This is a genomic window from Rhizobium sophorae, from assembly GCF_013087515.1.
Taxonomy (GTDB): domain Bacteria; phylum Pseudomonadota; class Alphaproteobacteria; order Rhizobiales; family Rhizobiaceae; genus Rhizobium; species Rhizobium sophorae.
Genome location: NZ_JABFCN010000057.1, coordinates 1 through 19,789 on the forward strand (window position 1 = coordinate 1; position 19,789 = coordinate 19,789).

The following is a 19,789-nucleotide window of genomic DNA, read 5'->3' on the forward strand; positions in this document are numbered from 1 at the left end:
CTGATGCCCGCGTTGCAAGGCTTGATCTGACAAGCGGATTAATGAGTTCACGCTCTAGCAAACCACTGTGGTGTCAGATGGAGTTTGCTCGGCCCCGACTTCGACCAATCAAACCACCGTGAAAACCACACCCACCACAGGAACAATGCCCCCGCCGTGCAGGTTTTCTCCCTGAGACAACAAGCATGGAGAAAATCATGTCCTGCAAGTTCATCGCGATATCACTGCTTTCGATCGGTCTGGTCGGCCCAGCGCTGGCGCAGACGGCCGGGGGTGCGGATGCCAATGGGCGGCTTTCGGTGGCGCCGGTTATCGGCGGATCGGGGAGTTCGGGCGCCGGTTCCGCAGGCGCCGGGTCGGCTGGCACTGGTTCAGTCGGCGGCGGCGCAACGGGCACCGGGTCTATTGGCACCGGCTCGACGGGCACCGGGTCTGTCGGCACCGATTCCGGCACCACTGGCAGCACGACCGGCAATGGCGGCGTCAATCTCAACAGCGGTCGCAGCACGATCAATCCCGGCGGGGTCAATCCCAATCTGCAGCAGACGCCGGGTTGCACCAGCGGAAATGCGGACACCGGCTCGCTCGGCGAGGCATGCCCGCAATAGCATGAGGTGATCGTTCGCGTTTCCTTCTGACAAAACGAAGGCCCGGAGCGGAATGGTGCCGGGCTTTCTCTTTCGCCCGCCACTTCGCCGAAATGCGAGAAAACAATGGTTCCGTCAGAAAGCGGACGCGGCCTGCTTTACCGGCCGGGCTTGAGGTCGTAAAAGGACGGCATCACTCCGCAAGCGGCGCATCGCCCCACATCTCGCCAGCCTGCCGATATTTCCGGCATCTGCGGAGCACCCGAAGAGGATCGTCATGTCGAATGTAGCGCAACGCTCGAACCGCGTGCTTATCGTCGCCACCATCATGCTCGCGACCTTCATGGTGGCGATCGAGGCGACGATCGTGGCGACTGCGATGCCGCGCATCGTCGGGGAGCTCGGCGGCTTTTCCTATTACAGCTGGGTGTTTTCGGCATTCCTGCTGGCGCAGTCGACGACGACGGTCATCTACGGCAAGCTCTCCGACATCTTCGGGCGCAAGCCGGTGCTGATCGGCGGCATCCTGATCTTCCTCGTCGGCTCTTTGCTCTGCGGGCTTGCCTGGTCGATGATGTCGCTGGTGCTGTTCCGGCTGCTGCAGGGGCTGGGCGCCGGCGCCATCCAGCCGGTGACGATGACGATCATCGGCGATCTCTTCAAGCTGGAGGAACGCGGCCGCGTGCAGGGCGCGATGGCGACCGTCTGGGCGACCTCGGCCGTCGTCGGGCCGCTCGCCGGCGGCATCATCGTCGACAATATCTCCTGGGCCTGGATCTTCTGGATCAACCTGCCGATCGGCGTCATCTCGATCATCGCCTTCATGGTCTTCCTCAAGGAGGATGTGGCGCACAAGCAGGCAAAGATCGATTACCTCGGGTCGGTGCTGTTTTCGATCTCGATCGTGGCACTGCTCGTCATGCTGACGGAAACCGGTGCGAGCGCCTGGGTACTGCTTTCGCTTTTCGCCGTCTTCGTGGTCACGGGCCTGCTCTTTCTCGCCCAGGAAAAGCGGGCGCCGGAGCCGATCATCTCGATCCCGCTCTGGAGCCGAAGGCTGATTGCGACCAGCAATGCAGCGACGCTGCTGGCCGGCATGGCGCTCATCGGGCTTTCGACAATCCTGCCGCTCTATGTGCAGGGCGTCCTTGGCCGCTCACCTCTTGTCGCGGGGTTCACGCTCACCATGCTCGTCGTCGGCTGGCCCTTGGCGGTGATGCTCTCCAGCCGCTTCTACAAGGCCTTCGGCATCCGCCGCACGCTGCGCGTCGGCAGCCTGATGTTTCCTTTCGGCGCCTGTTTCCTGTTGTTCCTGACGCCGGAAAGCTCGCCGGTCGTTGCCGGCGCCGGCTCGTTCTTCATGGGCTTCGGCATGGGCCTCATCAGCCTCACCAGCATCGTGCTGGTGCAGGACAGCGTCGAATGGTCGATGCGCGGCAGCGCCACCGCCTCGATCATCTTTGCCCGCAGCCTCGGCAATACGCTCGGCGCCACCGTGCTCGGCGCCATCCTCAATGCCGGCATCAACCACTATGCGAGCGGCGCGGCGGCGGCAGGCCTGCACGCGGCGCTGAACCAGCCGACCGGGCTTTCAACACTCGCCGCCGATCCGGCGATCCGCGCCGTCTTCAATGCGGCCCTGCACTGGAGCTTCTGGGGCGTGGTCGTCGTCGCGGTGCTGACCTTCTTCACCACCTGGCTAATCCCGGTCGGGCCGAGCCAGAAGCGCGAAGGGGCGGCTGTCGCAAGCGAGGCGGCCTCGCATTAAGCGACCGAAAAGCAGAGCGAAAATGGGCGTCAAAAACTATTTGATCGAAGGCGTTTCCGGCACCGGTAAAACCACGGTGGCGGAGGAACTGCAGCGGCGCGGCTACCACGTCATCCACGGGGACCGGGAGTTGTCTTATATCGGCGACGCCGAGACTGGTGAACCGCTCGATGGGCTTGCCCATGAGAGCGTGACGGACAGTGTCACATGGGTGCATGAGCATCACATTTGGGATGTCGGCAAAGTCAAATCCGTCATCGCCGATCACCGCAACGCGATCTCCTTCTTCTGCGGCGGCTCTCGAAATCTCTCCCGCTTTATCGATTTATTTGACGGGGTTTTCGTTCTCGACGTCGATCTCGACACGTTGAACCGGCGGCTTGCCTTAAGACCGGAAGACGAGTTTGGCGGAAGACCTGCGGAACGGGAGCTGATTGTGCGATTGCATGCAACGAAAGAGGATATCCCGAAGGGCGGTGTCGTCATCGACGCCACTCTCCCGCTCGCCGTCGTTGTCGATGAGATTGTCTCGAAATGCAGCGGTTCAGGCTCGAAAGGCGTTTAAATCAGCCCTGCCAGCACTTCCAAAAGAATCGACGGCGAGCTGAGGAAGCCTCCGGCGACAAGGCCGACAAAACCCAGACCCAACGCTCCGGCAACGCCGTGACTTTGCCAGCCGATATGGGCACCCACGGCTGCAGCCGTTATGACAATCGAAACGGTCCACATAATTTTGACCAATGAGATCAAGCGGTGAACAATTGTTGGTTTTTCTTCCGTCACGGCGCAAAGCAACCTTCCGAAGCACCTCGATGTTCTGAATATAATGTTGAATTTCTTCCCACCAAGAATGCTTGCCTTGGCCGTTATCGCGAGGAAATTACCCCCAGCTTAGTGAGGTGCAAGCTTAGTGGGCATCCCGGATATCAAAACGGACGATCTTGTCGCCTTGCATGCGGAAGATATGCGTCACCGTCTTGTCCTTCAGGCCATGGGCCTGCCCTTCCAGCGGCCGGCCATCGAGGTCGAATACCGACTGGATCACCTCGACAGCGATAGCGCCATCTGGCGTTTCTTCAAATGCGACCGGCTCGACATGGGGACTGATGACGGCCCACTGCCGTGTCCAATAGTCGCGTACGGCCTGACGGCCATGAACGTGGCCGCCATCCATGCCGTTGGCCCAGGCGACATCATCGGACAGGACGGCAAGGACAGCGTCGATGTCTCTGGCGTTGAAGCTGGCATAGATGCGCTTGATCATTTCGACGTCATTTTGAGACATGTCATTTCCTCTCGATGGGATTGAAACATTCGCTGCGCGGCATCGAAACGGCCTTGCCTCACGCCGCACGTCAATATACATACGTACATATATATCTTGCGGTCAAGCGCAGACAAGGGGTCAAGCGGAATGGATGAAGACGTGCTTTCTACGCCGGGGCATCTCATCAGTCTTGCGGCGCGGGGGTTCGCCCGTCTCAGCGAGTCACGCCTTAAACCGCTCGGCTTCGGTGTCGGCCAGTTGCCTGTGCTGGTGGCGCTGCAAAATGGCAAGGCCAGCACGCAACGCGACCTCGCCCGCTTTGCCAGGGTCGAGCAACCGCCGATGGCGCAGATGCTCGCTCGCATGGAGAGGGATGGATTGATTGAGCGGACACCCGACCCGGCTGACGGTCGCAGCAGCCGCATCGTGCTGACGAAGGTTGCACGGGAGGGCATGCCTGAGGCCATTGCGGCGTTGTTCCAAGGGAATCGTGAGGCATTGACCGGGTTCACGGATGCGGAAGCGGGACAACTGGTCGATTTGCTCAAGCGGCTGATCGAAAACCTGGATCAGATTGCGAACGCAGAGGCTTCGTCAGGCGATTGATGGTTCCGTGGCCAAGCGGACAATTTCTATTCTGGAACTGTGCCGCCTTCATTCGAGGTCGTGCTGCCTTTCGGCAGTGAGGGGTTCTTCAAAACGCGTGACAGCAAGTTCCGTTTTCTCTTGCGCGGGGCAAGATCAATGTCGCTGACAAGCTTTGCGCCGCCCTCGCGCCGCTCCAGCGTGATCTTGCGGCTATGGAAGGCTTCGAGCTCAGCCCGATGCGCGACGCTGATGATGGTCACGTCAGGCAATTCATCGATCACCATCTGCATCATCTTATCCTGGCTCTTCTCATCGAGTGCTGAGGTTGCTTCATCCAGCACGATGATATCGGGATGGTGGAGCAGCAGACGCGCGAAGGCGAGCCGCTGCTTTTCACCGCCAGACAAGGTCTGGTCCCAGGGCGCATCTTCCTCGATCTTGTCGTTCAGATAATCCAGCCCCACCTTGTCGAGCGCCGCCTTGATCTTATCCAGTGTCCAGCTATCGGCGGCGCCGGGATAGGCGACGGCACGGCGAAGCGTGCCCGAAGGGATATAGGGCCGTTGCGGCAACATGAACAATCGTCTGTCGGCGTGGAAATTGACGCTGCCCTCACCCCACGGCCAAAGACCTGCGATGGCCCGCACCAGCGTGCTCTTGCCGGACCCGGATTCGCCGGCGACGAGCACCCGCTCGCCCGCTTCGATCACGACCTGGGTTTCCTTGACCACGGCGGTGCCATCGTCAAGCGATACGGAGAGATCGTTCAGGCTGAGCATCGCATCGCCTTCGGTTTCACCATGCTTGATGCGCCCCAGAGAGTCGCTCTGTTCGGCGCGCTCGAGCCCATCGAGCGACATCATCAGCGAAGCGATGCGCCGTGCACAGGCGTTCCAATCGGCAAGACGGGGGTAGTTGTCGACCAGCCATCCGAACGCGCTCTGAACGATGGCGAAGGCAGAGGCAGCCTGCATGACCTGCCCAAGCGTCATGCTGCCTTCGAGATACTTGGGAGCGCACAGCAAAACCGGGACGACTGGCGCAAACAGGCTCGATCCCTGCGACACAAGCGCTGTGCGCATGTGCTGGCGTGCAAGCAACGCCCATTGCCTAAGCACATTGGCGAAGGTCTTGCCGAGGTCGTTCCGCTCCTCCTCTTCACCGCCGAGCAATGCGATGCTCTCGCCGTTTTCCCGCACATGCGTCAGCGTATAGCGAAATTCGGCTTCCGCTTGGTTTTTAGCCTCGGAGACGCGGACGAAATGGCGGCCGATGACCGTCATCGAACTTGATGTGATCGCGGCATAGAGGACCGCAGTGATCACGAGAAAGCCGGGAACAGTGACGGTCGAACCTGCGATCGTCAGAGTGAGTGCTCCGCCGATCGTCCAGAGCACTAGGATGAAGGTCGAGGCCGACAGAAAGGCGGCAATGACACCGGAGATGAAATCGACAGGTGCTTCGGTGGCAATCCGCAAATCCTCCGCGATGCGCGCTTCGGGGTTCTTATGGTCGCCGCCGATGAGGTTCAGCTGATAGTAACGACCGCTTGCGAGCCAGCGCGCGATGACGGCGGTCGTCAGCCAGGAACGCCAACGGCGTTGAATCATCATGCGAAGGGCGACTTGTGTCGTAACAAGGGCTGCAGTTCCGAGCGCCAGTGGCAGGAATACGACGCTCAAGACATAGACGGTGCGGGCGTTATGTTGCTCAAGGGCGTCAAAAATCGCGCGGTTCCAGAGATTGATTCCATACTGGAAACCGACATTCATGCAGATCAGGGTCAATAGGCCGATGGTGCACGGCCAGGCGAGTTTGTCACCACCACGGCCCCAATAGCGGCGCGCGCTGATCCAGAAACGCCTCAGCAAATACCGTTTGCGCGCCTGCTCGGCCTCCTCAGGCGTCAACTCCGGATCGGGTGGGATGGCATCTGGCGGCAGCATGACTTCGGCAGTCGACGCCTTCTCCTGGCGCGACTTCTCGGCACCGTGCGGTTCGGTGCCATCGACCGATTTCGGATTGAGTTTGGCGGCCGTCATGAGCACGATAACGGCTTACAAATCAAAAGGTTTCATGATGGCTGCCATCCGCCGTATCGAAAACATCTGCCCCTCACCCTAACCCTCTCCCCGTAAAAACGGGGAGAGTGCGGCATATCCCCTTCGCCCCGTTTACGGGGTCAGAAGGACAGGTCGAGGCATGCATCGAAGAGGTTATTTCAACCGCTTTGATGCAGCACCCGGATCAGCCCCGAGGATTTGCCGACATATCGTGACGGATTTACCCGTCCATGCTGGCCGCCTTTCCCCCAGCCAGCATCTTAAATCTGATTTGCACCCTCTTGGAAAACCCTTCGATTCCAGACAAGATCAGCCCGCTCTAGTGTCTGGGGAAATCCTGATGGAAAACCACGAGCCGTTTTTGCGCGAGGCGATTGCGCTCTCGAAATCTGCGGTGGAAAACGGCGACGAACCGTTTGGGTCGGTGCTGGTGAAGGACGGCGAAGTCATTCTCCGCGCCGAAAACAGCGTCTTCACCGGCCACGATATGACGAACCACGCCGAGATGAATCTGGTTAAACTGGCGGCACAACACTACGACACCGCTTTTCTCGCGGGCTGCACGCTCTACACCAGCACCGAGCCGTGCGCGATGTGCTCCGGGGCGATTTACTGGTCGGGCATCGGGCGTATGGTGTTTGCATGCTCCGAAACGCGGCTTGGCGAGATCGCCGGGATCGGGTTGAACGTGCCGAGCCGGGCGGTGTTGCAAACCGGCGCACGCATCGTCACTGTGGTTGGCCCGGACCCGAATCTCGAAGACGAAGCCGCCGAGGTCCATCAGGAATTCTGGCCGAAGCATCTGGGCAAGGCATAGCCTCATTCCTCCCGAATGCCGCTGGCGAGCACATCGAAGCGGTGTCTGGAGTTGCTCGCCCTCAGGCGGTTTCGGTGGCGATCTGCGGCAAGGATTGCAGCAGGGTCTGGCGGGCGGAGTGCAGATGCGCGCGGCAGGCGGTTTCGATCGCCGCCTGGTCGCCGGATTCCAGCGCTGCGATATAATCCAGATGTTCGTGGATGGCGCGCTCGTTGCGCTGGCGCGCGGCGGTCTTGTTCCACTGGTAATGATAGTGGAAGACGATGGCGATAGCGTCGTAGAAATCGGCGATGAAGCGGTTCTTCGAGGCTCGGTGGATCAGCAGGTGGAAGCGCTCGTCGAGGACGGAGAAATCCTTGAAGCGGTGGTTGATGTCGGCAAGCATGGCGTGATGTTCGTCGCGGATGGCGGCAAGATCGGCCCAGCTCTGATTATCCCTTGGAAGCCGGCCGAATTCGGCGGCGGAATGCAGCTCGAACATTTCGCGCACATCGGCAAGTTCGAGGGCGAATTCGCGGGTGAAGCCTTTGAGCGTCCAGTGGCTGTTCGGGCGTTTCTCGATGAGGCCGAAGCGGGAGAAGCGGATCAGGAACTCGCGCACGCTGGTCGTGCCGGTGCCGATCTCGCGGGCAAGCTCCAATTCGTTGATCTGCATGCCGGGTGCTGCATCATCGGCAAGGATGCGCTGCATGAAGCTGCGCTCGATGATATCATGCAGGGAGTCGGTTTCTTCGGAGGGAAAGAGGTCGTGGTCGGTCGGCTGGCGCAGCACGATCTTCTGGCGTTTGTTCCAGCGGATGATGCCCTCTTCGCTGAGCCGCGTCAGGATGGCGCGCGCCGTCGAACGGCTGACGCCGAGCTGGGCGGCGATCTCCGGTTCCGAGGGCAGCGCCGTATCCGTGCGCAGGGCTGCGGCATACCTGTTGTACGCTTCCTTGAAGACCGTATTCTGCCTTGCCACCAGACCCCGCTTTCCGCCCTCGTGACCGTCGCCCTGCTTCAAAGCAGGACGGAGCGGACCGGGGCTTGTTCAAACGACCTTTAGCTTATTTCCGGTCGCCTGCGGCTCATTGCCTCCCTCGTCCACAGGATCAATATTCCCGTTGACTTGAAAATGTTTATTGTAGATAAAAAACAAAATCAATGCGCTTTCGCCGATGCAGCGAGCGTTTCCCAGGGAGACGACATTGGATAAATTGCCTTGGATCATCCTTTCGGCCGGCGACAATGTCGCTGTCGCAACGGCGGCAATCGCCCCGGGTTCGACGGTTGCCGGCATTCAGACCCGTGAGAAGATCGACCCCGGCCACAAGGTGGCGATAGCGGATATTCCGCTCGGGTCACCGGTGGTCAAATACGGACAGGCGATCGGCCGCACGACCGCCGAGGTCAAGGCCGGCGACCATGTGCACAGCCACAACCTGCATTTCGAAAACGACCGGCTGGCAGCGACCGCCAATTCGGCGCCGGAAGCGGCGACAGCCGACGACGTCGGGCGCACCTTCATGGGCTATCGCCGCGCCGACGGGCGGGCGGCAACCCGCAACTATATCGGCATCATCGCCAGCGTGAACTGTTCCACCACGGTCTGCCGGGCAATCGCCGACGAGGCGAACCGGACGATCCTGCCGCATTACGAGGGCATCGACGGTTTCGTGCCGATCGTGCATGACCAGGGCTGCGGCATGAGCTCGACCGGCGACGGCATGAACGTGCTGCACCGGACGCTCGCCGGCTATACACGACATGTGAATTTCGGCGGCGTGCTGATGATCGGCCTCGGCTGCGAGGTCAATCAGCTGACGCTGTATGGCCAGAGTGGTGCGGGCGCCTCGAAGCGGCATTTCAACATTCAGGATGCCGGCGGCTCGCGCCGCGCGGTGGAACGCGCCATGGGCATGCTGCGCGAAATCGCCGCCGATGTAGGCAAAGAAAAGCGCGTGCCGATGTCAATCGGCGAGATCATCATCGGCCTGCAATGCGGCGGCTCGGACGGCTTTTCCGGCATCACCGCCAATCCGGCACTGGGGGTCGCGGCCGATCTGCTGGCGGCGGCCGGCGGCACGGCGATCCTGTCGGAGACCTCGGAAATCTATGGTGCGGAACATCTGCTGCGCAGCCGCGCCGTCAGCGACGAGGTGGCAAAGAAGCTCGACGATAAAATCGCCTGGTGGGAAGATTATGTCGCCCTGCACGGCGCCTCGCTCGACAACAACCCCTCGCCCGGCAACAAGCGCGGCGGTCTCACCACTATTCTCGAAAAGTCGCTCGGCGCCGTCGCCAAGGGCGGGCGTTCGCCGCTGACGGCGGTCTATGGTTATGCCGAACGGGTCACGGCCCCCGGCCTCGTCTTCATGGACACGCCCGGCTACGACCCCGTCTCGGCAACCGGCCAGGTGGCGGGCGGGGCAAACATGATCGCCTTTACCACAGGCCGCGGCAGCTGCTTCGGCTGTCGGCCGGCGCCGTCGCTGAAGCTTTCCAGCAATTCGGCGCTCTATGCCTCGATGGAAGAGGATATGGACATCGATTGCGGCACCATCGCCACCGGCGATGCGACAATCAGCGGCAAGGGCCGCGAGATCTTCGACCTCATCATCGATACGGCCTCGGGCAAGAAGACCAAGAGCGAGATCTTCGGCTACGGCGACAATGAATTCGTGCCGTGGCATCTCGGTGCGACGCTCTGAAATCTGCGCGCGACGCTTTAAATAGACAGTTCTTCGCGAGGAGGCGTGATGAAGACGAGAAAGATCGGCAAGACCAAGCTGGAGGTGACCGAAATCAGTTTCGGCGCGGCCGCTCTCGGCGGCCTCTACCGCGCCTGCCCGCGCGAGCAGGCGATGGACACGCTGCAGGCAGCCTGGGACGGCGGCATCCGCTATTTCGACGTGGCGCCCTGGTATGGGCTCGGCCTTGCCGAGCGGCGGGTCGGCGATTTCCTGCGCGACCAGCCGGACGGCTCTTACGTGCTGTCTACCAAGGTCGGCCGGCTGCTTCGGCCGGTGCCGACCGGCACCGTGCCTGATTACAGCTATGTTGATCCGCTCTCCTTCGATGCCGATTACGACTATTCCTATGACGGCATCATGCGCTCGGTCGAGTTCAGCTATGCGCGGCTCGGCCTCAACCGCATCGATATCCTCTATGTGCACGACCTCGGCGTCTACACCCATGGCGCGGCGAAGAATGCGGTCCACCAGAAGCAGTTTCTCGATTCCGGCGTGAAGGCGCTGGAGGAGCTGAAGTCATCTGGCGCGATCTCCGCCTTCGGCCTCGGCGTCAACGAAGTGCCCGTCTGCCTCGACGTCATGCGTCATTCCGATCTCGACTGCATCCTGCTCGCCGGCCGCTACACGCTGCTCGACCGCTCTGCGGTTGCCGAACTGCTGCCGCTTTGCCGAGAGAAGGGCACCTCGCTCGTCGTCGGCGGCGTCTTCAACTCCGGCATCCTCGCCACCGGCCCGGTGCCGGGTTCGCATTTCGACTATATGCCGGCTGATGACGAGGTGCTTGCCAAGGTCGGCGCCATGGAGGCGATCGCCAAGAGCCACGGCGTGCCGCTGGCGGCGCCCGCCCTGCAGTTTCCGCTGCGCGAGGCGATCGTCGCATCGGTGCTGATCGGCACGGCCAAGCCCTCGAGCCTGACGCGCAATATGGAGATCGTCGAGCCGCGGCTTGCCGACGAGATCTATGCCGAATTCGAACCCTATACGCTGGTTGCGCCGCCGCTCGGCGCCGAAGCCGTCCGAGTCTGAGGAGAGACTATGCTCAAGGGTATTCATCCGCTGCTTGGCCCCGACCTGCTCCATGCATTGAAGACCATGGGACATGGCGACGACATCGTCATATCGGACGCCAATTTTCCCTCGGGCTCGATGGGCCCGCCGGTCATTCGCGCCGACGGCGTCAGCGCCACTGACATGGCCGAGGCCATCCTGACGCATATGCCGCTCGACACCTTCGTGCCGGAAGCGGCGTGGCGGATGGAGGTGGTCGGCGATCCCGATGCAATGCCGGAGGTCTGCACCGAATTCCAGCAGATCGTTTCCAAGCACGCCGGCGATTTCCGCATCGTGCCGGTGGAGCGTTTTGCGTTTTACGCGATGGCTCGCAAGGCCACCTACATCGTCGCGACGACGGAATTCCGGCTGTACGGCAACCTGATTTTGAAAAAGGGCGTCGTGCATCCGCACGAGGTCAACATGGCCTGATCCCTATTTTAGGGCATCGTGGTATTGGAATAAAATCAGTTGCTTGGCGGGAGTTTAGTGGAGAAAAAAAGCCTGTTTGGCGCTCTTGCAATTTGATTGCGCCTCGGCTAGCTTCACCTGGCAAATGTTTTTTATCGATAAAAATCGTCCGCCCGCGTTCAGCGGTCGATTTATTCGGAGGAGAACGCACCCTGAGAGGAGAACCCTTATGAGTTTCGTGAAATCCCTTCTGTCCCGCCGCGCCTTTACCGCGCTTGCGGGCGCCGCAGTTATCGCCACGGCGATGCCGGCACCGTCGTTTGCAGCCGACGTGACGATCCCGATCATCGTCAAGGACACGACGTCCTTCTACTGGCAGATCGTTCTGGCCGGCGCCCGCAAGGCCGGCAAGGATCTCGGCGTCAATGTGCCAGAGCTCGGCGCCCAGGCAGAATCCGACATCAACGGCCAGATCAGCATTCTCGAGAATGCCGTAGCCGGCAAGCCGGCCGCCATCGTCATCTCGCCGACCGAATTCAAGGCGCTCGGCAAGCCGATCGACGAAGCCGCCAAGTCGGTTCCGATCATCGGCATCGACTCGGGTGCTGACTCCAAGGCATTCAAGTCGTTCCTGACGACCGACAACGTCCAGGGCGGCCGCATCGCCGCCGACGGTCTTGCCGCCGCCATCAAGGAGATGACGGGCAAGGAAGAAGGCGAAATCGTCATCCTCACCAACCTTCCGGGCGTCGGCTCGCTGGAGCAGCGCCGCGAAGGCTTCCTGGATCAGGTGAAGACCAAATATCCGGGTCTGAAGGTGATCGCCGACAAGTACGGTGACGGCCAGGCGACGACCGGCCTCAACATGATGACTGACCTGATCACGGCCAACCCGAACCTCGTCGGTGTCTTCGCCTCGAACCTGATCCTGGCGCAGGGCGTCGGCCAGGCGATCGCTGAAAACAAGCTGGGCGACAAGATCAAAGTCATCGGCTTCGACAGCGACGACAAGACGGTCGGCTTCCTCAAGGACGGCGCGATTGCCGGCCTCGTTGTTCAGGACCCCTACCGCATGGGCTATGACGGCATCAAGACCGCGCTTGCCGTCTCCAAGGGCGAGAAGGTTCCGGAGAATGTCGATACCGGCGCCAACCTCGTGACCAAGGCGAATATGGCCGATCCGAAGATCGACGCGCTCCTGAACCCGAAGATCAAGTAAGACGAGAGAGGCCGCGCTGGCTCAAAAACCGGCGCGGCCTTTTCCATCCGTGCTATGTTTTGCAGGGGATGGAGAGCAGACGCGACACAAGGAGGAGAGGTCCCATGATCGGACTGGAAGAGGTCAGTCATCGCCATGATGACAGCGCGACGCTGAAAGAAGCCAATCGAATTCCCGCCGGATCGCCTATCCTCGAACTCAAGGGCCTGCAGAAGAATTACGGTCATGTGCAGGCGCTGAAGCCCGCGACGCTGACCTTTCTTGCCGGCGAAATCCACGCGATCGTCGGCGAAAACGGCGCCGGCAAATCCACCCTCATCAAATTGCTGACCGGCGTCATTACCCGCACCGCCGGCGAAGTGCTGTGGTGCGGCCAACCAGTGGCACTGGCGACGCCGAACGAGACAATTGCGCGCGGCATCAACGCCGTGCACCAGGAGGTCGTGCTCTGCCGGCACCTGACGGTCGCCGCCAATCTCTTCCTCGGAGACGAGGTCAACCGCTTCGGCCTGATGCGCAAGAAGCAGATGGAGAAGATGGCACAGGCCGTGCTCGACGATCTCGGCTTCGGCCTGCCGGCGGGTGCACTGCTAAGCGAGCTGACCATCGGCCAGCAGCAGCTGGTGGCAACCGCGCGCGCGGCGATGCGCGGCACGCAATTCCTGATCTTCGATGAACCCACCGCCTATCTCACCCGCCAGGAATCGGCGCAGCTCTTCAAGCTGATCCGACGCTTGCAGGGGGAAGGCGTCACCATCGTCTATATCAGCCACCGCATGGAGGAAGTCTTCGAGCTTGCCGACCGTGTCTCGGTGCTGCGCGACGGCACGCATGTCGGCACGCGCCTGATCGGCGAGACCAACGATGCCGAACTGATCTCGCTGATGATCAACCGCTCGATTGAACAGATCTACCACAAGGAAGAAATCGCGATCGGCGAGACGATCCTCACGGTCAACGGCCTCTCCGGCCCGGGCTTCGAAGATGTGTCGCTGAGCGTCAAGGCAGGACAGATCGTCGGCCTTTACGGCCTGATCGGCGCCGGGCGCAGCGAATTCGCGCTCGGGCTCTACGGCCGCCAGCCGACGACATCCGGCGATGTCGAATGGATGGGCAAGCATGTCGACATCCGCAACGAACGCACCGCCATGGAGCTCGGCATTGCACTGGCGCCGGAAAGCCGGCGCGACCAGGGGCTTTGCCTCAACCTGCCGATCGGCCTCAACATCAACCTGCCGGTGTTCGGGCGGCTGAGCCACGGGCCGGTGATCAACCACGCGCGCGAATCGGCCAATGCCGACCAGCAGATCCGCAATCTCAGCATCAAGACACCGAGCCGGCGCGTTCCGGCCTCCAGCATGTCGGGCGGCAACCAGCAGAAGATCGTCATCGGCAAGTGGCTGAGCCATGGCGCCCGACTTTTCATCTTCGACGAGCCGACCGTCGGCGTCGACGTCGGCACCAAGGCGGAAATCTACCGGCTGTTCGCCCAGCTTCTGAAGGACGGCGCCGGTATCATCCTGATCTCCTCCTACCTGCCGGAGGTCTACGAACTGGCCGACCGGCTGCACGTCTTCCGCGCCGGCAAAATCGTCGCGAGCCATGATTATCACGCGGCGACGCATGAAGAAGTGCTCAGCGAAGCGATCGGCGTCTGAGCACAAGCAATTCCAGCAAAAGTGCGCTGCGGTTTTGCGTCCGGAAATTGCGTAAAACAAATAGATGGAGAATTCCCGCGCTTCGGAGAAAAGCGGAAATTCTCTAAGAGGGAGAAAATTCATGACTGCCACCCCCACCGAAATCGTCGCGCCGCCGCCGCGCCGGAAAATGAACATCCTGTTCGGCCTGACGCTGATCGGCCTGCTGATCTTCCTCTGGATCGTGCTTGGCGTTGTCACCCCGAGCTTCTGGACGCCGCTCAATATCTCGAACCTGCTGCGTCAGGGCGCGATGACGGCAATCCTGGCGCTCGGTCAGACCTTTGTCATCATCACCGCCGGCATCGACCTTTCGGTCGGCGCCATCGTCGGCTTCTGCACCGTGATCATCGCCTGGCTGCTGCAGGCGGGCGTGCCGGTCTGGGGTGCGATAGCGCTGACGCTGCTGATGGGTGTGGCGATCGGCGCCTTTCATGGCTTCGGCATCGTGCATATGGGCCTGCCGCCGTTCATCATCACGCTGGCAACCCTGACATCCCTGCGCGGCATCGGTCTGCTGATCACCAACGGCTCGACGATCAACATCACCAATGAAGGTTTCAGCAATTTCGCCCGCGCCGATTTGCTCAGTATTCCGAGCCTGTTCTGGATGGTCATCCTGGTGGCGGTCCCATCCTTCATCTTCCTGCATCTGAGCCGCTGGGGCCGCTATCTCTTCGCGGTCGGTTCGAACGCCGAGGCGGCGCGCCTTTCCGGCGTCAATGTCAAGGGCATGATCTACCTCGCCTATATCCTGTCTGCCTCCTTCGCCGCCTTCGTCGGCGTGCTGCTTGCCTCGCGCATCGCCATCGGCAATGCGACACAGGCGGACGGCTGGGAACTGCAGGCGATCGCCTCCTCCGTCATCGGCGGCACCAGCCTGTTTGGCGCGGTCGGCTCGGTGCATGGCCCGCTGATCGGCGCCTTCATTCTCGCCACCATCAACAACGGCGCGAACCTTCTGAACGTCAACTCCTTCTGGCAGCGCATCATCACCGGTCTGCTGATCATCGTGATCGTGTTCTTCGACCAGCTGCGCCGCCGCCGGAGCAATTGAGCGACAAAAGACAGCCGGCCTGAACAAGCCGGCTTCTTCCATTCCAGGAATGCGAGATCCGTCATGAAAGCAGTTCTTTGCCGGGAGCCCGGCGTGCTCGAGATCGTCGAGCGTCCTTCGCCTGCGGCTCCCGCCGCCGGCTGGGTGCGGCTTGCCGTCAGCCATGTCGGCATTTGCGGCACCGACTACCACATCTTCGAGGGCAAACATCCCTTCCTCGAATATCCGCGGGTGATGGGGCATGAGATCTCGGCGACGGTGCTGGAAGCGGGCGACGGCGTTGTCATGGCGGTCGGCACGCCGGTCATCGTCAATCCCTATCTCTCCTGCGGGCAATGTATCGCCTGCCGACAGGGCAAGCCGAATTGCTGCACCAACATCAAGGTGCTCGGCGTCCATACGGATGGCGCCTTCTGCGAGGAGATTTCAGTCCCGGCCGAGAACCTTTATGCCGCCAAAGGTGTAAGCCTCGAAGCGGCGGCGACGACCGAGTTCCTGGCGATCGGCGCCCATGCGGTGCGCCGTTCGATGACCGGCGCCGGCGCGCGGGCGCTGGTCATCGGCGCCGGGCCGATCGGGCTCGGGGCGGCGATCTTCTCGCGCATTGCAGGACATGAGGTGACGCTGCTCGATACCAGCACCGAGCGGCTGCAGATGGCGTCGGAACGCTTCGGCTTCACTTCCGGCATCGTTGCCAACGAGGCGACAGCGGAGGCCGTACGGGAAAAGACCAATGGCGACGGTTTCGACGTGGTCTTCGACGCGACGGGTTACGGGCCTTCGATGGAAAAGGCCTTCTCCTTCGTCGCCCATGGCGGCGCGCTGGTGCTGGTCAGCGTCGTCAAGGACAATATCCGCTTCTCCGACCCCGAATTCCACAAGCGCGAGATGATGGTGATCGGCAGCCGCAATGCCACTCGCGTCGATTTCGAACATGTGGCGGATTCAATCGCCAAAGGCCTGGTGCCGGTGGACAAACTCATCACCCACCGCACGACGCTTGCCGATGCGCCGCGCGACCTCGCGCGCTGGGCGCACGAAAAGAATGGCCTGATCAAAGCGGTAATCACTATCGGGAATTAAATCGCGGCCTTGATTGTCCGATGCATCTCCCTGACCACCGTAACATCGGTCCGGTTCATTCTCCTCGCCTCGAAACCGAAAGCCACGGCGCGCGGATCGCGGCTTTCAACCGGTGAGCTGCAGGAACCGTGGACCTCGCGGGCGCCGGTCGCCCGTAATATTTCGCCGACATTGGCGGGGCGGATGCCGCTGCCAGGCATGATCGAAATGCGCCCGGCCGCCTTTGCCGAGAGGCGCTTCAGCGTTTCGAGACCGTCGGTAGCCTTCAGCGAGCAGCCGGAGGTCAAAATGCGTTCGCAGCCGAGCTCGACCGCCTGTTCCAGCGCCTGGTCGGCATCCGGCACCAGATCGAAAGCGCGATGCAGCGTCGAGCCGAGGCCAGCGGCATGCGCCTTCAAACGGTGGATCAACGGCATGTCGAGAGTGCCATCCGGCCGGTTGGCGCCGATGACCACACCGGCAAGGCCAGCGGCCCGCACGGCATCGATGTCGATCATCATCGCCTCCTCATCTGCCCCGTCGAAGATGAAGGGGCCGGCATGCGGGCGGATCATCGCGTAGACCGGAATGGGTGCCCGGGCGGCGATCCGCATCAGGCTCGGCAGCGGCGTCAGGCCGCCGAGTTCCAGCGCCGAGCAGAGCTCGATGCGCCCGGCGCCACCCTCGATCGCGGCGGCAAGGCCTTCGGCGCTGTCGACGCACACTTCCAGCAAGATCGTCACGCTGCAGTCTCCCTGGCTCCGGCGTCCGTCAGCGTTATGGTGCGCGCGACGGTTTCTGACGTAATCCTCGCCGCCGCCTCGATGATCATTGCGCAGGCATCGGCGGCGGCTTTGCGATGGTTGAAGGCGACGTGATAGGACATCGGCAGATGCTCGTCGAGATCGACGATGCGCACCTTGTCGGCAATCGGCATGGCGCTGACGCGGCCGAGGAAGGAGACGTAACCGTGATTGGCGACAAGGTCGACGATGACAGGCAGTGAATCCGCCGCGGTAATATCCTGGCCGCGCAGGCGCCGGTTGGGCGCGCGTTCATAGCTGAAGGCCATGGCAGCATGGCCGAGGCCGGTACGCGGGCTCGGCATGCAGATCGGGTGGCCGGCGACGAGATCGGCGACACTGGTCTCGGTACTGTCAGGCGGGGCGATCACCACCATGTCGGTCTGCAGCAATTCGCGATGGCGGAAGCTTTCCAGCCCGAAGACCGAATCCAGGATCGCGACATCGATGCGGCCGCTCTTCAGCGCCTCGCGCAGATCGTCGGCGGTCATCGAGACCAGCGAGATCGCATTGTTATTGCGGCGGAGATTCCATTCCGAGACTAGCGTGCCCAGGCAGCGCGCCACCCAGCTTTCCGATCCGGTCGGGATGATCGAGCCGATGCGCAGCGACCGGGCGGTGCGCCGATAACGCTCGTCGGCCGACGATTTCAGGTCGTTCCACGCCTGGCTGATCGCCATGAAGATCTGGTAGGCGCGCCTGCCCTCCTCCGTCAGCACCGAGCCCTGCGCCTGGCGCTCGAACAGGCGGTGCTTAAGAAATTTCTCAAGATTGGCAAGCTGAAGCGAAAGCTGCGGCTGACCGAGGCGAAGGCGGCGGGCGGCCCGGTTGATGCTGCCCTGGTCGGCAACTTCGAGAAAACGCTCCATCGTGACGATTTTGACGGGAATGCGCGATGCCCAGGCCTCGTCGATCTCGGCGGCGGCGCCGTCGTGACCGGCCCATTGGCCGAGCTCAGCGATCGCAGCCATGATCGGCTCCAGGCCTTCCAGCACCCTGCCGCTCGCAATCAACGTCGCGAGCTCGCCTGAGGCGCGTTCCGTCAGCGTCATCGCCAGTTCGGTCTCGAGATTATGGATTGCCGTCGAGACGGTGGAGGGCGACAGCTGGAAGCGCCGCGCGGTCTCGCGGACCGAACCGGAGGTCAGGACATGGCTGGCAATGAACAAGGCACCAAGATGCAAACGGCCACCTCCGGAAAGCGCTGGAAAAACCGGACGATATGATGTGTTCACGAAAAAAGATATCCCTGCCTCCGGAGAGGCGGGCTATCGTTCCCGTCATAAAAAGTCCCGGCGGCGGGAAACCGCGAAAGAGCCGGGGAATATCGTGGAAACACGCAAGGGGACAAAAACAAATCGCGCCGGCCTTGGAAAAGGGAATGCGTTTCCGCGCGCGGAGGTGCATTCGCCGCCATAATCGTGCCGCGGCCGCAAATACTGGAGGGGGCTTGCATCGATTTTTCGGGCATGCACGCTATTTCCATCACGCACGCAATTCCGGCATGATGGCGGCGTCGTCGCCCTCGCCGGCGGATTTTCCTGCGCGCAAGCCTCCCGCCAAGGGCTTGGGCCACTGCATAATTCCTGAAATCGGAACTGATTTCAGGAGAAATTATGCAGAAATTCAAAGTGCTACAGCGTCCTTGCACGTCTGAAAGACGTGCGGCGCTGTAGGTCAACGGTGTTTAACAAGGGGATATTCCATGCTGAAGAAACTCGCACTTGCCGTTTCGCTCTCCGCCTTCGCGGTGGGCGCGGCCCAGGCCGCGGACGTCGTCGTCTCGTCGAAGATCGACACCGAAGGCACGCTGCTCGGCAACGTCATCGCGCTCGCTCTCGAAGCGAACGGCATCAAGACGCAGGACCGCATCGCGCTTGGCGCAACACCCGTCGTGCGCAAGGCGATCACCGCCGGCGAAATCGACATCTATCCGGAATATACCGGCAATGCCGGCTTCTTCTTCAACAAGGCCGATGACGCCGCCTGGAAGAACATCGACCAGGGCTATGAGCTGGCGAAGAAGCTCGATTACGACGCCAATAAGATCGTCTGGCTGACGCCGTCGCCTGCTAATAACACCTGGGCGCTCGCCGTGCGCAGCGACGTCGCCGGGCCGAACAACTTGAAGAGCCTCACGGACTTCGGCAAATGGGTTGCCGGAGGCGGCGCTGCCAAGCTTGCCGCCTCCGCCGAATTCGTCAATTCGGCCGGCGCGCTTCCCGCCTTCCAGACGACCTACGGCTTCCAGCTGAAGCCCGACCAGATGGTCGTTCTTTCCGGCGGCGATACCGCGGCAACGATCAAGGCGGCCGCCGACCAGACGAACGGCGTCAATACCGCCATGGTCTACGGCACTGACGGCGCGATCGAGGCGGCCGAACTCACCGTTCTCGAAGACGACAAGAATGTGCAGCAGGTCTATGCCCCGACGCCGATCATCCGCGAAGAGGTGCTGAAGGCCAATCCGAAGATCGAGGAAGTGCTCTCGCCGATCTTCAAGAGCTTGACCGCCGACGAGTTGCGCAAGCTCAACGCCAAGATCCAGGTCGACGGCGAGCCGGCCAAGTCGGTTGCCGAAGCCTATCTCAAGGAAAAAGGCTTCCTGAAGTAGTCATAGCCCGCTCCGCCCATCAAGGGCGGAGCCTCCTTTGCTGACAGGGTTGGG

General features: G+C 61.7%; 19 protein-coding genes. 13 read left to right on the forward strand and 6 right to left on the reverse strand.

What is annotated here, in order from left to right:
- Positions 1 to 197: 197 nt before the first annotated feature.
- The 3 genes from G9X64_RS30365 (at position 198) to G9X64_RS30375 (ending at position 2,920) form a co-directional block, all read left to right on the forward strand.
- Complete coding sequence (locus G9X64_RS30365; protein ID WP_168307840.1) at positions 198 to 608, forward strand: hypothetical protein; 411 nt, start codon at positions 198 to 200, stop codon at positions 606 to 608.
- Positions 609 to 864: 256 nt separating this feature from the next.
- Positions 865 to 2,355, forward strand: a complete 1,491-nt coding sequence (locus tag G9X64_RS30370; protein ID WP_171378038.1) for an MDR family MFS transporter — start codon at positions 865 to 867, stop codon at positions 2,353 to 2,355.
- 22 nt (positions 2,356 to 2,377) lie between these two features.
- Complete coding sequence (locus tag G9X64_RS30375) at positions 2,378 to 2,920, forward strand: AAA family ATPase (RefSeq protein WP_168307842.1); 543 nt, start codon at positions 2,378 to 2,380, stop codon at positions 2,918 to 2,920.
- Here the strand turns inward: G9X64_RS30375 and G9X64_RS30380 are convergent.
- Entirely contained in the window at positions 2,917 to 3,138 is a 222-nt protein-coding gene (locus G9X64_RS30380) for a hypothetical protein (protein ID WP_240604132.1), read from the reverse strand. The genes G9X64_RS30375 and G9X64_RS30380 overlap by 4 nt on opposite strands.
- A gap of 124 nt (positions 3,139 to 3,262) precedes the next feature.
- A complete protein-coding gene (locus G9X64_RS30385) occupies positions 3,263 to 3,640 on the reverse strand; it encodes a nuclear transport factor 2 family protein (protein WP_168307844.1) in 378 nt (125 codons plus the stop codon).
- 129 nt (positions 3,641 to 3,769) lie between these two features.
- Between G9X64_RS30385 and G9X64_RS30390 the strand changes: the two genes are divergently transcribed.
- The gene (locus tag G9X64_RS30390; RefSeq protein WP_168307845.1) at positions 3,770 to 4,228 is read left to right on the forward strand and encodes a MarR family winged helix-turn-helix transcriptional regulator; all 459 of its coding nucleotides are present in this window, start codon (positions 3,770 to 3,772) and stop codon (positions 4,226 to 4,228) included.
- Positions 4,229 to 4,254: 26 nt separating this feature from the next.
- Here G9X64_RS30390 and G9X64_RS30395 read toward each other — a convergent pair whose 3' ends face one another.
- On the reverse strand, positions 4,255 to 6,252 hold the full coding sequence (locus G9X64_RS30395) for an ABC transporter ATP-binding protein/permease (protein ID WP_171378039.1): 1,998 nt from the start codon (positions 6,250 to 6,252) through the stop codon (positions 4,255 to 4,257).
- Between the two features lie 361 nt (positions 6,253 to 6,613).
- Between G9X64_RS30395 and G9X64_RS30400 the strand changes: the two genes are divergently transcribed.
- On the forward strand, positions 6,614 to 7,090 hold the full coding sequence (locus G9X64_RS30400; RefSeq protein ID WP_168307847.1) for a nucleoside deaminase: 477 nt from the start codon (positions 6,614 to 6,616) through the stop codon (positions 7,088 to 7,090).
- Between the two features lie 61 nt (positions 7,091 to 7,151).
- Here G9X64_RS30400 and G9X64_RS30405 read toward each other — a convergent pair whose 3' ends face one another.
- Positions 7,152 to 8,051 (reverse strand): GntR family transcriptional regulator, encoded by a 900-nt coding sequence (locus G9X64_RS30405; protein ID WP_168307848.1) that lies wholly within the window; start codon positions 8,049 to 8,051, stop codon positions 7,152 to 7,154.
- A 226-nt stretch (positions 8,052 to 8,277) separates the two neighbouring features.
- Here G9X64_RS30405 and G9X64_RS30410 point away from each other — a divergent pair, with 226 nt between their 5' ends.
- The 7 genes from G9X64_RS30410 (at position 8,278) to G9X64_RS30440 (ending at position 16,339) form a co-directional block, all read left to right on the forward strand.
- Positions 8,278 to 9,780 carry a UxaA family hydrolase gene (locus G9X64_RS30410; protein ID WP_168307849.1) on the forward strand — a complete coding sequence of 501 codons (1,503 nt, stop codon included), beginning with the start codon at positions 8,278 to 8,280 and terminating at the stop codon, positions 9,778 to 9,780.
- 48 nt (positions 9,781 to 9,828) lie between these two features.
- Positions 9,829 to 10,848: an aldo/keto reductase gene (locus G9X64_RS30415; RefSeq protein WP_168307850.1), complete on the forward strand. Its 1,020-nt coding sequence runs from the start codon at positions 9,829 to 9,831 to the stop codon at positions 10,846 to 10,848.
- 9 nt (positions 10,849 to 10,857) lie between these two features.
- Complete coding sequence (locus G9X64_RS30420; RefSeq protein WP_168307851.1) at positions 10,858 to 11,304, forward strand: RbsD/FucU family protein; 447 nt, start codon at positions 10,858 to 10,860, stop codon at positions 11,302 to 11,304.
- A gap of 208 nt (positions 11,305 to 11,512) precedes the next feature.
- On the forward strand, positions 11,513 to 12,502 hold the full coding sequence (locus G9X64_RS30425; RefSeq protein ID WP_168307852.1) for an ABC transporter substrate-binding protein: 990 nt from the start codon (positions 11,513 to 11,515) through the stop codon (positions 12,500 to 12,502).
- Positions 12,503 to 12,606: 104 nt separating this feature from the next.
- A complete protein-coding gene (locus G9X64_RS30430) occupies positions 12,607 to 14,160 on the forward strand; it encodes a sugar ABC transporter ATP-binding protein (protein WP_168307853.1) in 1,554 nt (517 codons plus the stop codon).
- A gap of 121 nt (positions 14,161 to 14,281) precedes the next feature.
- A complete protein-coding gene (locus tag G9X64_RS30435) occupies positions 14,282 to 15,256 on the forward strand; it encodes an ABC transporter permease (protein ID WP_003545129.1) in 975 nt (324 codons plus the stop codon).
- Between the two features lie 63 nt (positions 15,257 to 15,319).
- On the forward strand, positions 15,320 to 16,339 hold the full coding sequence (locus G9X64_RS30440) for a zinc-binding alcohol dehydrogenase family protein (protein WP_168307854.1): 1,020 nt from the start codon (positions 15,320 to 15,322) through the stop codon (positions 16,337 to 16,339).
- On the opposite strand, the gene G9X64_RS30445 is transcribed toward G9X64_RS30440, so the two are convergent.
- A complete protein-coding gene (locus G9X64_RS30445) occupies positions 16,336 to 17,061 on the reverse strand; it encodes a copper homeostasis protein CutC (RefSeq protein WP_171378040.1) in 726 nt (241 codons plus the stop codon). The two genes, G9X64_RS30440 and G9X64_RS30445, sit on opposite strands and share 4 nt — an antisense overlap.
- Positions 17,058 to 18,305, reverse strand: coding sequence for a LysR family transcriptional regulator (locus tag G9X64_RS30450; protein ID WP_171378041.1), 1,248 nt, complete (start codon positions 18,303 to 18,305; stop codon positions 17,058 to 17,060). Before G9X64_RS30450 ends, G9X64_RS30445 begins: the two co-directional genes overlap by 4 nt.
- A 521-nt stretch (positions 18,306 to 18,826) precedes the next feature.
- Here G9X64_RS30450 and osmF point away from each other — a divergent pair.
- Positions 18,827 to 19,735 carry a glycine betaine ABC transporter substrate-binding protein OsmF gene (gene osmF / locus G9X64_RS30455; protein ID WP_168307857.1) on the forward strand — a complete coding sequence of 303 codons (909 nt, stop codon included), beginning with the start codon at positions 18,827 to 18,829 and terminating at the stop codon, positions 19,733 to 19,735.
- The last annotated feature ends 54 nt before the right edge of the window (positions 19,736 to 19,789 follow it).

Excerpts from the sequence above, each read along its gene's own strand:
- G9X64_RS30365 (WP_168307840.1), top strand. The coding sequence starts at position 198 with ATGTCCTGCAAGTTCATCGCGATATCACTGCTTTCGATCGGTCTGGTC.
- G9X64_RS30370 (WP_171378038.1), top strand. The coding sequence starts at position 865 with ATGTCGAATGTAGCGCAACGCTCGAACCGCGTGCTTATCGTCGCCACC.
- G9X64_RS30375 (WP_168307842.1), top strand. The coding sequence starts at position 2,378 with ATGGGCGTCAAAAACTATTTGATCGAAGGCGTTTCCGGCACCGGTAAA.
- G9X64_RS30385 (WP_168307844.1), bottom strand. The coding sequence starts at position 3,640 with ATGTCTCAAAATGACGTCGAAATGATCAAGCGCATCTATGCCAGCTTC.
- G9X64_RS30390 (WP_168307845.1), top strand. The coding sequence starts at position 3,770 with ATGGATGAAGACGTGCTTTCTACGCCGGGGCATCTCATCAGTCTTGCG.
- G9X64_RS30395 (WP_171378039.1), bottom strand. The coding sequence starts at position 6,252 with ATGACGGCCGCCAAACTCAATCCGAAATCGGTCGATGGCACCGAACCG.
- G9X64_RS30400 (WP_168307847.1), top strand. The coding sequence starts at position 6,614 with ATGGAAAACCACGAGCCGTTTTTGCGCGAGGCGATTGCGCTCTCGAAA.
- G9X64_RS30415 (WP_168307850.1), top strand. The coding sequence starts at position 9,829 with ATGAAGACGAGAAAGATCGGCAAGACCAAGCTGGAGGTGACCGAAATC.
- G9X64_RS30420 (WP_168307851.1), top strand. The coding sequence starts at position 10,858 with ATGCTCAAGGGTATTCATCCGCTGCTTGGCCCCGACCTGCTCCATGCA.
- G9X64_RS30425 (WP_168307852.1), top strand. The coding sequence starts at position 11,513 with ATGAGTTTCGTGAAATCCCTTCTGTCCCGCCGCGCCTTTACCGCGCTT.
- G9X64_RS30430 (WP_168307853.1), top strand. The coding sequence starts at position 12,607 with ATGATCGGACTGGAAGAGGTCAGTCATCGCCATGATGACAGCGCGACG.
- G9X64_RS30435 (WP_003545129.1), top strand. The coding sequence starts at position 14,282 with ATGACTGCCACCCCCACCGAAATCGTCGCGCCGCCGCCGCGCCGGAAA.
- G9X64_RS30440 (WP_168307854.1), top strand. The coding sequence starts at position 15,320 with ATGAAAGCAGTTCTTTGCCGGGAGCCCGGCGTGCTCGAGATCGTCGAG.
- osmF (WP_168307857.1), top strand. The coding sequence starts at position 18,827 with ATGCTGAAGAAACTCGCACTTGCCGTTTCGCTCTCCGCCTTCGCGGTG.